The sequence below is a fragment of the uncultured Thiodictyon sp. genome (assembly GCF_903828115.1).
Lineage (GTDB): Bacteria > Pseudomonadota > Gammaproteobacteria > Chromatiales > Chromatiaceae > Thiodictyon.
Genome location: NZ_CAIKKU010000426.1, coordinates 1 through 12,585 on the forward strand (window position 1 = coordinate 1; position 12,585 = coordinate 12,585).

Genomic DNA, 12,585 nt, shown 5'->3' on the forward strand with positions numbered 1-12,585 from the left:
GGATCAGGCTGGGGGATGGGGCGGGCATCGCGGCCTCAGGGGCTGGGTCGCGACAGAAATCTGTTTCTATAGTTGACATTGGAGTCCAGGCAAAGGCGACGCGGTCGGCGAGTGCGCCTTAACCTAATGGTAGTGACGCTCCGCGTGGGAATGCAGCCTTTGTCGCTCCAGTGGCCCTTATTCCCACGCGACGCTGAAGCGTGGGAGTCAGATGTAAATGCGAAGTCGAGCCAAGAGGCAAGCTAAAGGGTACTGACCCCTATACTCCTGACCCCTATACTCTTTCCGGATTGTCATGGCTATATCCGAAATGCAACCCCGTAAGCTGAGTCGATGATGATCGTAGGTCGAAGTGACAAAATGAACCTCAACTGTATCTGCGTCGGATTAGAGTTCGTGCCTCAATCTAACCTACGCGCTATTTGACCTGCTGTTTGGGCTTAAGTGTGGGTAGGTCGCCCCGCAGATCGTCCAAGCGTAGGTCGGGTTAGCGCAGCGTAACCCGACTTACTGCGCCTAGATGTTGGGTTACGGCGCGCTATGATTACCTATTTTGCTTGATAGGTTGCCTGAAGCGCGCCTAACCCAACTTACTCTACTTGCAGCGAGGACCTGGATTCCGCTGCGCTCCATCCAGGCTACGGCTCCCACACGAACCGAATACTTTCACAATCTCAAAGCTGTGTCACCAAGCGCGTAGCGCGAGCCTTTCTTCCCTTGGCGTCTTGGCGCCTTGGCGTGAGACCTCTTCCTACTGACAGGACTCACACTCCGGATCGAGTATAGAGCACACCTGCGGCGCCGCCCCGTTTCCCTTCCCCTTGTCCAAGAGGTTATAACTCCCCCCCACCGCACTCAGCCGATTGGCCGCGGTGGCGTCCGCCATGGTGGACTTCTCCACATGGGTCGCGCCCATGGAGCGCAGGTAATAGGTGGTCTTGAGCCCCCGCACCCAGGCGAGTTTGTAGAGGTTGTCGAGCTTCTTCCCATTCGGCTCGCTCATGTAGAGGTTGAGGCTCTGCGCCTGGTCGAGCCATTTTTGGCGGCGGCTGCCGGCCTCGATCAGCCAGCGGGGGTCGACCTCGAAGGCGGTGGCGTAGAGTGCCTTCAACTCCTCCGGGACGCGGTCGATGGGCTGCACCGAGCCGTCGAAATATTTGAGATCATTGACCATGACGGCGTCCCACAGGCCCAGTTCCTTCAGATCCGCGACCAGGTAGGGGTTGACGACGGTGAACTCGCCGGAGAGATTGGACTTGACGAAAAGGTTCTGATAGGTGGGCTCGATGGATTGGCTCACCCCCACGATGTTACTGATGGTGGCGGTGGGGGCGATGGCCATGGTGTTGGAGTTGCGCATGCCGACGCTCTGGACGCGGGTGCGCAGGGTCGCCCAATCGAGCGTGCTGCCGGTGTCCATCTGGAGATAACCGCCGCGGCCCTCGGCCAGGAGCGCGATGCTGTCGATAGGGAGTATACCGCGGCTCCACAGGCTGCCCGGGAAGCTCGGATAGCGCCCGCGCTCCTCGGCCAGGTCGGAACTCGCCTGGATGGCGTAGTAGCTCAGGTACTCCATGCTGGTGTCGGCGAATTGGACGGCCTCCTGGCTGCCGTAGGCAATCCGCAGCTTATAGAGTGCGTCCTGGAAGCCCATGATGCCGAGCCCGACCGGGCGGTGGCGCAGGTTGGACTTGCGCGCCTGGGGGACGTTGTAGAAGTTGTAGTCGATGACGTTGTCGAGCATCCGCATGGCGGTGCGCACCGTGCGCTGCAGGCGCTTGGTATCGAGTCCCTTATCGGTGACATGGGCAGCCAGGTTCACCGAGCCGAGGTTGCAGACGGCGATCTCCTGGTTATTGGTGTGCAGGCATATTTCTGTACACAGGTTGCTGGAATGGACAGTGCCGACATGCTGGTTGCTGTAGCGCAGATTGCAGGGGTCCTTGAAGGCGATCCAGGGGTGCCCGGTCTCGAACAGCATGGCGAGCATCTTGCGCCACAGGTCGACGGCCTTGAGCCGCTTGCTGACCTTCATCTCGCCGCGCTCGGCGCGCGCCTCATAGGCGAGATAAGCGGCCTCGAACGGCTGCCCCATGAGGTCGTGCAGGTCGGGGGTCTCGTCCGGCGAGAAGAGGGTCCAGTGCGCCTCCTCGGCCACCCGCTTCATGAAGAGGTCCGGCACCCAGTTGGCGGTATTCATGTCATGGGTGCGGCGGCGGTCGTCACCGGTGTTCTTGCGCAGGTCCAGGAATTCCTCGATGTCGATATGCCAGGTCTCAAGGTAGGCGCAGACCGCCCCCTTTCTTTTTCCTCCGTTATGCACCAGCGCCGCGGCGGTCATATAGGTCTCATCGCCCTCGACCTTGAGGTCGTGGACCACCGGCACTGGTGCGATGGCCGTGACTGACTTGACGCGGGTGTAGAGGGTGTTGCCCAGACGAAACCAGTTGTGTTTGGTCAGGGCCGGGGTGCCCACCAGTGCGGCGATTTGGGGTACGGCGGGGATGCGTAGATCAAAGGCGCGCGTGGTGCCAGTGAATGAGACCACAGAACCGTCGCTGCGGGTGCCCTGATGGGCGCTGTCGCGCTCCCGGTATTGGCCGGCGCAGGGGATGCCAAGCCGCAGGAGTTGGTAACGAAGACCTTCGGTCAGGGGGGCGGAAGTGCTGGTGAAATAGACCTCCTTGCCGCGACTGACCCCGCCGTCGGTTTCCAATAGCCCCTGAATCAGGGCGAGGGTCTGGTCCGCAGGCAGGTGACTGAGGCGGCGGGCGATGCGCTTGTTGCCTTGACCGTCGTAAAGGTCTTCATAGGCGAAGGGCAGGTGGGCCTCACCCAGGCCGACGTATTGGCCGGTGGTGGCGCAGCGGGCAAGGCCCCGGCCGACCGACCACTTGATCTGGAGATAGGTCTCGCCGCGGCCGTTTTCCCAGAAGTGGATACCGCGCTCGCTGAGGTAATCGCGGACGAATTGAAGATGGCTGCCGTCCGCGTTGGGGTTACCGGAGACGCCGAACTCGTAGCCGCGGGTGAGATGACCGTCGCCGAGCAGGATGCCGTAGAGTCGGGCGTCGGCCGGGGTGAGCCCGGCGACTGGAAGGACCTCCGTGGGGACCACCTGGGCGACATAGTCGCCGCGGTTGAGCCGACCGGCCTCGACCCAGCGCGGCCGAAACCGGCCGTTTTCGATCTGGTTCAAGGTGCGCTCGATGGTCTGTTCCATGGGCACACCCTGGATGGCCCAGAAGGGGTGGCCGTCCGTGACCTTGAGGTCATTGATCGAGTGCTTGACCGCCACCTGGACCATGGGGGCAGTCTGCTGGTCGTAGACGAAGTGTTCGGTGACCTCCCGGTAGCGCCCGCGTTGGCCCAGGACCAGATCGCCGACCTTGACGTCGGCGATGGCCTTGGGTCCGTCGCCGGTGAAGACAGTGGTCTGCGGGGCGAAGCACTGATTGACCGCCACCGCGGTGTCATTCGCCACCTTCAGGAACGGCACCACCCCTTGACTCTTCCCATTGGTCCCCTTGATATGCGCCCCCATCCCGCGCACCCGCGTCCAGTCATTGCCGAGCCCGCCGGCGAACTTGGACAGCAGGGCATTGTCCTTGATGGCGCTGTAGATACCGTCCAGGTCGTCCGGGACCGAGGTGAGGAAGCAGGAACTCAACTGGGGCCGCAGGGTGCCGGCGTTGAAGAGGGTGGGGGTGGAGGACATGAAGTCGAAGCTGGAGAGCAGTTCATAGAACGCGATCGCCCGCTCTTCGCGGTCGATCTCGTTGATGGCGAGGCCCATGGCGACACGCATGAAGAAGGCCTGGGGCAGCTCGAAGCGGATGCCCTCGGCGGTGTGGATGAAGTAGCGGTCGTAGAGGGTCTGGAGCCCGAGATAGGTGAAGTCGAGATCACGCTCGGGCTTGAGTGCGGCGCCCAGGCGCTGGAGGTCGAAGCGGGCGAGTTGGCGGTCGAGCAGTTCGAGATCACCGGCGCGACGCACATAGGCGCCGAAGTAGTCGCCGTAGCGCTCGGTGAGGTCCGCCTGGGTCTCGACACCTTGCGCCAAGTCCAGATAGCCCAGGGCCTCGCGCCGCATCAGGTCCAGCAGGAGCCGGGCGGCGACCTGACTGTAGGCGGGGTCGCGCTCGATCATGGCGCGGGCGGACATCACCAGCGCCTGGCCCACGTCGGCCTCGCGCACGCCGTCGAAGAGGTTGCGGGTGGTGTCGGAGAGGATGGCGGCGGCGTCCACTGCAGGGAGTCCCTGGGCCGCCTCGGCCACCAGGCGGGCGAGGCGCTCCAGGTCGAGCGGGCGGGCGCTGCCGTCGGCCAGGGTGACGGTGAGTGTGACCGGTGCCGGCTGCACGCTGTCGGCGGCGGCCTTGTGGGCGCGCTCGCGGGCGCGCTCGTCGCGGTAGAGCACATAGTCGCGGGCGACCTTGTGCTCCCCGGCGCGCATCAGGGCGAGTTCCACCTGGTCCTGGATGTCCTCGATGTGGACGGTGCCGCCGCCGGGCAGGCGGCGGGTGAGGGCGGCGACCACCTGCCCGGTCAGTTCGCGCACGCGGTCGTGGACGCGGCTGGAGGCGGCGGCGTTGCCGCCCTCCACGGCGAGGAAGGCCTTGGTGAGGGCGACCATGATCTTGTTGGGGTCGAAGTGGGTGACCTTGCCGTTGCGGCGGATGACCTGGACCCGTCCCGGCGTGAGGGCGGTGAGCTCGGTGCCGATGGGTTGGCTCGCGGCGGCCGGTGTCGCAGGGCGCGCGGTGTCGCCGCGCGTGGGTGTGGACGCCTGGGACTGGACTGGTGCGGACATGCTAGCTCCTGAGCGGGCCTTGAATTGCGGGTGCGCCGGGGGGCGCCCGCTGCCGAGCCCGGGGTGGGGTCAGCAGGTGTCGGCGCAGACGGGGACGAGACGCAATATATACGCTAGTGACGATCAGTCAACCACTAGATGTTGTGTGTGAGGTGTGAGGTGTGAGGTGTGAGGGGTCCGGAGCACGACCGCGGCGACCCGCTCCGCGCCGTGGCCCGGCGCGCCCGGTCAGGCGCGCGTGCCTGGGCGGGTGCATGCGCTGCCCGAGTCTCGCGGGCTAGGGGCGCGATGGCTGGGGAGCGAAAGGCGCAATCCAAACGCCGCCGGGCGATCAGAGGCGCTCGCCTCAGACGCTGATGGCGACGGCGGTAGGGGGCCAGCCGCTCAACGTGCCTCGACCATAAAATACGCCGGTGGGTCGTCGCGGATCTTGTCGATCGACGCCGAGTAGGCGCGGGTCTCGCCGGGCTGTAACTGTTCCTGGTCGGTCGGCGTGGTGGCGGCCGCGCGCGTGACCCGGGCGATGCCGGTCTGGAGCCCCTTGCGATCGAACAGCAGGATGGTCACGGCCGGGATGACCGGTCCCGCGTCGTTGTTCTTGAGCACGACGTAGTAGGCGAGGCGCTTGCCGGCCCCTACCCCGGCCTCGGAGAAGCTCAGCTTCTTGACTTGTTTCGTATTGATATCGTAGAGTTTTTCAACTTCCAGGTTGGTGACGCCAGGGATGCGCTGTTTCAGCAGCGCCCCCAGTTCCACCTCTTGGGCGGCGACCAGTTGTTTGGTTTGGGTCAGTTCGCCCTGGGCGCGGTTGAGTTCGCTCGCCAGGGTCCCCTTCTCCATGGCGTGGGTGGCGACCTTGGCCCTGGCCTGAATCAGCAGCATCGACAGCACGACGGCCGCGACGATCGCCGCGAGGGCAACCCCGCGCGCCGCCCACACATGGCGCCGGAGTTTGTTGCGGCTGCTCTCGCTGCTGCTGACATGCGACGAGCTGCCGTCGCGGTGGCCGCTGCGGTGCGACCGGGAACCGCGACGGGACGAACGGCCGCCGTGCGCGCTGTCGCCGCGAGGTTCGGGCTCGCCACTCGCGGTCGTGGCCGCTGTCTGGTCGGCGACGACTGCAAGCGTCGGCTCGCTTGGCGGGTCGCTGACCTGGGCCGAGCCGGTGGTGGGTGTCGGCTCGTTGCTGCTTTCCATAATTTTTCTACTTGAAACTCCAAGCATTAATATCACTTTAGGATACCTCAGCACGGAAGATTGAGGCAAACCATGAGCCCGCCATGGGCCCGGCGTGCTGCGGGTGCGTCGCGTCGGCGCGACGGGCTCGCTATACTTCGCAAACTCCCGCAGGCCCGGCCATGTCCGGGCCTATCAAGACGGGGCCACGAGTCCGTTCAGGAGCACTTCACCGATGAATGTCAGAAACGCAATGAGCCGTTCGGTGCGCGCCGTCACCCCCGGCACCAAGATCATGGAGGTTGCCTCCCTGATGTGCCTCTACCGCTTCCACGGGCTGCCGGTGGTGGACGATGCGGGGCGCTTGATCGGGGTAATCTCCGAGAAGGACGTCTTGCACAGTCTGTTTCCGACCATGGACCACCTGGTCTCCGAGGGGATGCACTCGGTGGACCTGGACCGTCAGATGGGCCGTTACGGCGAGGTGCTGGAGCTTCACGTCGAAGACCTGATGGCGCACGAGCCGATCTCGGTCGATGTGGATATGCACCTGTTGCGCGCCGCCACCGTCATGGTCCGGCACAACTTTCGGCGCATTCCGGTGGTCGAGAACGGGCTCCTGGTGGGCATGTTGAGCCTGGGCGATGTCCACAAGGCGATTTTCCATGCCAACATCAGCGGTAGCCTGAAGAGCCGTTGAATACCCGTTCCCAAGCCCCTGCTCAGCTTGATGCCCGGGTCGCGACGCGCGGCGCGGCAAGGGTCCGGGGGTCCGCGGCGGCGGGTCTGGGCACCGTCGGCCGCCGCGTCACGGCCGGTGACACGCTGTTCGCCAGGGACCGCTGACATGTGGTATCGCTGGTGCGGTGACGACCTGGAGGTGACCTTGCGGGTGCAGCCCCGCGCTACCCAGGATGCCTTTGTGGCGGATCAGGGCGATTGCTACCGGGTGTGCCTTCAGGCCCCACCGGTCGACGGCAAGGCGAATGAGGCCCTGCGCCGGTTCCTTGGCCGGGCGTTCGGCGTGCCCCAGTCCCAGGTCGCGTTCCTGAGCGGCGAGCAGTCTCGCCGCAAGCGGCTGGTGATCCGTTCGCCCCGGCGTTTTCCCGTGCCGATCGTGCCGCCGGCCGCCTGACCCTTGCCGCGGGTTCAGGGGCGCGGCGCAAGCGGCGGCTGAGTCGGGACTTCGGTGCCGGTTCCGCCTGGACTTGCGACGATCGATGGTCTGCGATCCGGTCCCAGCGGCCACTCAACCTTCAAGGTACTTTGGGTGATGCAAACCCCGGCAGTACAACGGCGGCTCACCACCTACCAGCAATGGAAAACGCGGGTCGCGCGCGCCGTGGCCGAGCTGGAGACTTGGCTGGAAGAGCACCGGCGCGCAACCCCGCGCGCCCGGGAGCAACTGCACGTCGCCCTGAACGCCCTGGCCGCTGACCGTCTGACGGTCGCGTTTGTCGCTGAGTTCTCCCGCGACAAGACCGAGTTGATCAACGCGATCTTCTTCTCCGACCTGCCCGGGGGTCTGCTGCCCTGCGCGGCGGGGCGCACCTGCCGGTGCCCGCTCGAACTGCTGTGGGACGCCGAGCGCAACGAGGCCTATCTGCGCCTGTTGCCGGTGGAGACGCGCGCGCAGGACACCTCGATTGCGCAGTTCAAGTCCGACCCCAAGCAGTGGGTCCACTATCCGCTCAATCCGCAGGGTCTGGAGCAGACAGCGGGTACCTTGAAGGAGATCCTCCAGACCAAGCAGGTGTCCATGGCGGAGGCGGCGCGTCTCGGGCTGTCCAGTACCGGTTTGACCCCCGCGGGTCAGCCGACGACGCAGACGGTGGAGATACCCAAGTGGCGTCATGCCATCGTCAGCTTTCCGCACCCCCTGCTCAAGCAAGGCCTGGTGATCCTCGACACCCCTGGCGTCAACGCGCTGGGTAATGAACCGGAGCTGACCATCAGTATGCTGCCCGCGGCCCAGGCGGTGCTCTTCGTGCTGTCTGCCGACACGGGTGTGACCCGTGCCGACCTGGAAATCTGGCAACACCACCTTAAGGGCTTCCAGACCGGCCGTCAGCGGGCCATGTTGGTCGCCCTGAACCAGAACGACGAGCGCTGGGACGAACCGCGTGACGGCGCCGACCACCCGGCCGCGACCGCCGCCCAACGCCGTAACACCGCCCTGGCGCTGGGGATCAGCGAGGAGGTGGTCTTCCCGGTCGCGGCCCAGCAGGCCCGCGCGGCGAAGGGCCGCTTGGACGAGGCCATGCTGCGGCGCAGCGCCCTGCCGGCCCTGGAGCGGCACCTGGCCACCAAGATGCTCGAGACCAAACATCAGTTCTTGATCGATGCGATCGACGCCGGCGTGGGCCAGGTCTTGGACCGCAACCGCAATCGGGTCGCCTCACGCATTACGCGCGTCAAGTCCCAGTTGGAGGAACTCGAACAACTGCGCGATAAGAGTCAGGACGTGATTGCCCAGTTGCTGGAGCGGACCCGGCGCGAACAGGAGCACTATCTCAAGGGCGTACAACAGTTCCAGCAGCGGCGCGAGGAGTTGCTCACGCAGACCCGGCACTGCCGTCGGCTGCTGGAGAGCGAGAGTATCGAGGCCATGGTCGAGCGCGCCCATGGTGAACTGGTGCGCAGTTGGACCACCGCCGGTCTCACCCGCGCGATGAAGGGGCTGTTCGACGAGTTGCGCCGCGCCATGCAGACGGTGGCGACCGAGAGTGAGCGCATCCGCAAGCTGGTGCGCGAAATCTATCAGGTGTTCCGCGAGGACTTCGAGTTCGATCTGGCCACGCCCAAGGTCTTCGTCCCGATGAAGTACCGGGTGGAAATCGAGTTGCTGTATCAGGAGGTGGAGGCGTTCCGGCGCAGCCCCGGTATGGCCCTGTCCGGGCAGAGGATGGTGATCCGGCGTTTCCATCAACAGATGGTGAGCCGCGCCCAGGTCCTGTTCGACCAACTGCGGGTCGCCTATGACGGTTGGATTCGCGATACCCTGGCGCCCCTGGCGGAAGAGATCCAGGAGCACAAGCTGATGATGGAGAAGCGGCTCGAGAATCTCCAGCGGATCGGCCGCTCGAAGGACGCGGTGCAGAAGCGCATCGACGACATGCAGGCGCAGTACCTGGGCTTTGCCCAGGAATTGACGGCCCTGCGCAACATCCACAACGCCTTGCATTATGATCCCTTGACCGAGCAGGACGCGCCCCAGAAGCCGCGGTTGGTCGCCGGTTGATGGGGCGCTTGCACGGGGGGGGCCAGTGCCGGGCCGGCGGCGCCTGGTGTGCGCACCGAGTCAGGAGAAGATCCAATATGTTCAAGCCGATGGCCCTCGCGGCCTGTGTGGGCGCTGCCCTGCTCCAGGGCGCCCAAGCGGTGGTCGCGGAGAGCACCCGGGCGGGTGCCTTCACCATCCACTATAACGCCTTTACCGCCGATACCCTGACCCCGGAGATCGCCCGGGCCAACGCAATCCAACGCAGCAAGGGTCTCGGCGTGTTGAATGTAAGCGTGATCAAAGACCTGCCCGGGGCCACCGGCACCTCGGTCAAGGCCTTGGTGGACGTGGACCTGGTCAACGACAAGTCACCCAAGGGCCCGGTGGCCATGCACGAGGTCGAGGCCGGCGGCGCAGTCTCTTACCTGGGGCAATTTCCGATCGCCGACGGGCAGGAACTCGACTTCGAGATCCGTGTCCGCCCCGCCGGGGCCGCCGAAACCACCACCCTGCGATTACGCCAGGAGTTCTTCACCGAATCACCGTGAACGCCCCCGCCAATCGCCTCATTTCCTGAACAACTTGAGAAATCGCCCAGCGGGCGGTTTCTCAAGTGAGCTGCCAGAGGGCCTGGACACCGAAGCCGACGACCATGAGGCCGGCCGCCTGCCGCCACCGGCGGTGCCCTGCCAGGCGGGCGGCGGCGCCCGCCAGCAGCCCGATGCCGAGCAGGTTCGGTAAGGTCCCGGCGCCAAAGGCGAGCATCAGGACGGCGCCGCGGCCGGGATCACCGGTCGACACCGCCGTGATCAACACGCTGTAGACCAGCCCGCAGGGTACCCAGGCCCAGATCAGGCCGATCGCGACCGCCTGCGGTAGCCGCCTGACCGGCAAGAAGCGGCGCGTGAGCGGTGCGAGGCGACGCCAGAGGCGCAGTCCCAGGCGCTCGACGTACGCCAGCCGCTGCCCCCAACCGCCCAGATAGAGTCCGAGCAGGACCATGACCACCCCGGCCAGGGCGTAGAGGGTGCGCTGCGCGAGCTGGAGCGAGTCCAGTTGCAGCAGGACGGCGCCCAGGCCGCCGGCGAGCGCCCCGGCGAGCGCGTAGCCCGCAACCCGCCCGAGGTTATAGCCCACCTGCAGGGGCAGCAGCCGCCAGGGGTCGCGGCGGCGACGTTGGTCCAGGCCCAGGGTCAGTGAGCTGGCCAGCCCCCCGCACATCGTCAGGCAATGCACGCCGCCCAGCAGGCCGACCAAGAAGGCGGTGACATAGGGCCCCTGGGCGATCACTGGGTGGGCCTGCGGCGCCGGGTCAGCACAATGCGGTGCAAGGGGTTTGCGGCGGTCGGGGGCCGCCGCCGGTCGGTGTCACCGGGGGCCGCGGCGGCGCCGGGCAGTACCGCCCGGGCCGGTCGCGCGAGCCCGCGTCGTCAGGTAGGAACAGGGTTCCCGATTTTGGTTTGAAGCTCGGTGTATCATACTTAATAGTTTCACCACCGTTGCGTGATTATGCAAGCCTACCAGCGTGAGTTCCTTCGCTTCGCCGCCGCCGCCGGGGTCCTGCGCTTTGGCGATTTCACCCTGAAATCCGGTCGGCACAGTCCCTATTTTTTCAACGCGGGCCGGTTCGATACCGGTGCGCGCCTGGCCCGTCTGGCCGATGCCTACGCCCGGCGGATCATCGACTGTGGGCTTGCCTTCGACGTGCTCTACGGCCCGGCCTACAAGGGTATACCGCTGGCGGCGGCCACCAGTATCGCGCTCGCACGTGACACCGGGCGGGACTTGGCGTACGCCTTCAATCGCAAGGAGGCGAAAGACCACGGGGAGGGCGGCGTGATCGTCGGGCGTCCACTGGTCGGGCGGGTGCTGATTATCGATGACGTGATCACCGCCGGCACCTCGGTGCGGGAGTCGATGGAGGTGATTCGTGCCGCCGGTGCCGAACCCGTGGGGGTGGTGATCGCCCTGGATCGTCTGGAGCGGGGTGCCGGGAAGGGCTCCGCCGTGGCCGAGGTTCAGGAACTCTATGGCGTTCCCGTGTTCAGCATTGTCACGCTGGATCACCTGATCGACTGCTTGGGTGATTTCGCGATCGATGACGCGTCGCGTGCCGCGGTACGGACCTACCGGACCTGCTATGGGGTCTAATTGAGAACTATGTGTCTCCCGCTCGACGCCAAGGCGCCACGTCAGCTGCTGGTCTGCGCGCTGCGGCCGTCCATCACGCGCCGCGTCCCGCGGCTGTCGGTCAGACTCCTGGCCGTGGCCGGGATCAGCTTGTGGTGCGTGCTGTTTTCGGCAGTGGGTGCCGGCAACGGGGCCAAGATGTTTCGGTGGGTCGACGAGAACGGGGTGGTCCACTACACCGATCAGATCCCGCCGAATCAAGTCGACAAGGGACACGCCCAGTTGACCAATCAGGGTGTGCGGGTGGAGGTGGTGCCGCCGGCCCAGACCATCGAGGAGATCCAGCGTGAACGGGAGTTGGAACGTCTGCGCGCCCAGCAGGAGCGCCTGGTTGAGCAACAGAAGGCGGCCGATCGGGTGCTCCTGCGGACCTTTCGTTCGGTGGACGATCTGTTGATGGCCCGGGATGGGAAACTCGCGGCGATCGATGTCTTGATTCAGGTCGCGCGAGGCAACATCCGCCGTCAGCAGGAGTGGCTGCGCAATCTGCGCACCGATGCCGCCGACCTGGAGCGCGCGGGCAAACCGGTCCCCCAACATGTCACCGAGGGCATCGCCAAGAGCGAGCGCTATATCCGTGAGTCTTACGCGACGATCGTCGATCGTGAGCAGCAGAAAGAGGGGATCAGGGCCGATTTCGACCGTGATCTGAAGCGCTTCCGTCAGTTGAAAGACATCCCTGAGGATAAGGCGGAGCAGCCCAAGGAGCCGCCCCGGCTCGCCTTGCGCAACCTGGTGACCTGCGGGAACAGTGCCCAATGCGACCAGTATTGGGCACTGGCCGTCGCCTATGCCAAGGCCCACGCGACGACCGCGATCCAGACCCTGGGTGCCAATATTCTGATCACCGCGCCCCCGGAGACCCGCGACGATCTGAGTCTCACCCTCTCCCGCATCCAGGAAAAGGACGGGGCGGCGGCTTCGATCTTTCTGGATTTGCAGTGCAAGAACCAAGCGTCCAATGACACCGGTTGCGGTGATGAGCGCGCGCTGAAGGTCTTGCGTGACTTCCATGACGCGGTGACCGCCCCGGTGCCCCCGTCGGTCCCCGCGGGTGCCGTGGGCCCGCCTAAGTAACCAGTCAAGAACAAGTTAAACACAACACAATCGTTGTCGTTGTCGTTGTCGTTGTCGTAATCGGAGACGCGATGCAATTTGGCGTGCGAGAGAATCCGGGGCGCTA

The 12,585-nt window shown here is 65.4% G+C and carries 9 protein-coding genes; 6 read left to right on the forward strand and 3 right to left on the reverse strand.

From position 1 onward, the window contains the following. Positions 1-751: 751 nt before the first annotated feature. Positions 752-4,813 carry a ribonucleoside-diphosphate reductase subunit alpha gene (locus QZY48_RS15635; RefSeq protein WP_295432454.1) on the reverse strand — a complete coding sequence of 1,354 codons (4,062 nt, stop codon included), beginning with the start codon at positions 4,811-4,813 and terminating at the stop codon, positions 752-754. A 384-nt stretch (positions 4,814-5,197) separates the two neighbouring features. Continuing rightward, positions 5,198-6,010 (reverse strand): hypothetical protein, encoded by an 813-nt coding sequence (locus tag QZY48_RS15640; protein ID WP_295432457.1) that lies wholly within the window; start codon positions 6,008-6,010, stop codon positions 5,198-5,200. Between the two features lie 232 nt (positions 6,011-6,242). Here QZY48_RS15640 and QZY48_RS15645 point away from each other — a divergent pair, with 232 nt between their 5' ends. The 4 genes from QZY48_RS15645 (at position 6,243) to QZY48_RS15660 (ending at position 9,760) form a co-directional block, all read left to right on the forward strand. Beyond that, on the forward strand, positions 6,243-6,689 hold the full coding sequence (locus QZY48_RS15645) for a CBS domain-containing protein (RefSeq protein ID WP_295432459.1): 447 nt from the start codon (positions 6,243-6,245) through the stop codon (positions 6,687-6,689). 147 nt (positions 6,690-6,836) lie between these two features. Continuing rightward, positions 6,837-7,124 carry a DUF167 family protein gene (locus QZY48_RS15650; protein WP_295432462.1) on the forward strand — a complete coding sequence of 96 codons (288 nt, stop codon included), beginning with the start codon at positions 6,837-6,839 and terminating at the stop codon, positions 7,122-7,124. A gap of 138 nt (positions 7,125-7,262) precedes the next feature. Continuing rightward, positions 7,263-9,230, forward strand: a complete 1,968-nt coding sequence (locus tag QZY48_RS15655) for a dynamin family protein (RefSeq protein ID WP_295432464.1) — start codon at positions 7,263-7,265, stop codon at positions 9,228-9,230. A gap of 77 nt (positions 9,231-9,307) precedes the next feature. Further along, entirely contained in the window at positions 9,308-9,760 is a 453-nt protein-coding gene (locus QZY48_RS15660; protein WP_295432466.1) for a DUF4426 domain-containing protein, read from the forward strand. Between the two features lie 61 nt (positions 9,761-9,821). Here QZY48_RS15660 and QZY48_RS15665 read toward each other — a convergent pair whose 3' ends face one another. Next, the gene (locus QZY48_RS15665; RefSeq protein WP_295432468.1) at positions 9,822-10,502 is read right to left on the reverse strand and encodes a sulfite exporter TauE/SafE family protein; all 681 of its coding nucleotides are present in this window, start codon (positions 10,500-10,502) and stop codon (positions 9,822-9,824) included. Positions 10,503-10,721: 219 nt separating this feature from the next. Here QZY48_RS15665 and pyrE point away from each other — a divergent pair, with 219 nt between their 5' ends. Then, positions 10,722-11,363: an orotate phosphoribosyltransferase gene (gene pyrE, locus QZY48_RS15670; protein WP_295432470.1), complete on the forward strand. Its 642-nt coding sequence runs from the start codon at positions 10,722-10,724 to the stop codon at positions 11,361-11,363. Positions 11,364-11,372: 9 nt separating this feature from the next. Then, a complete protein-coding gene (locus tag QZY48_RS15675) occupies positions 11,373-12,479 on the forward strand; it encodes a DUF4124 domain-containing protein (protein ID WP_295432472.1) in 1,107 nt (368 codons plus the stop codon). Positions 12,480-12,585 lie beyond the last annotated feature (106 nt).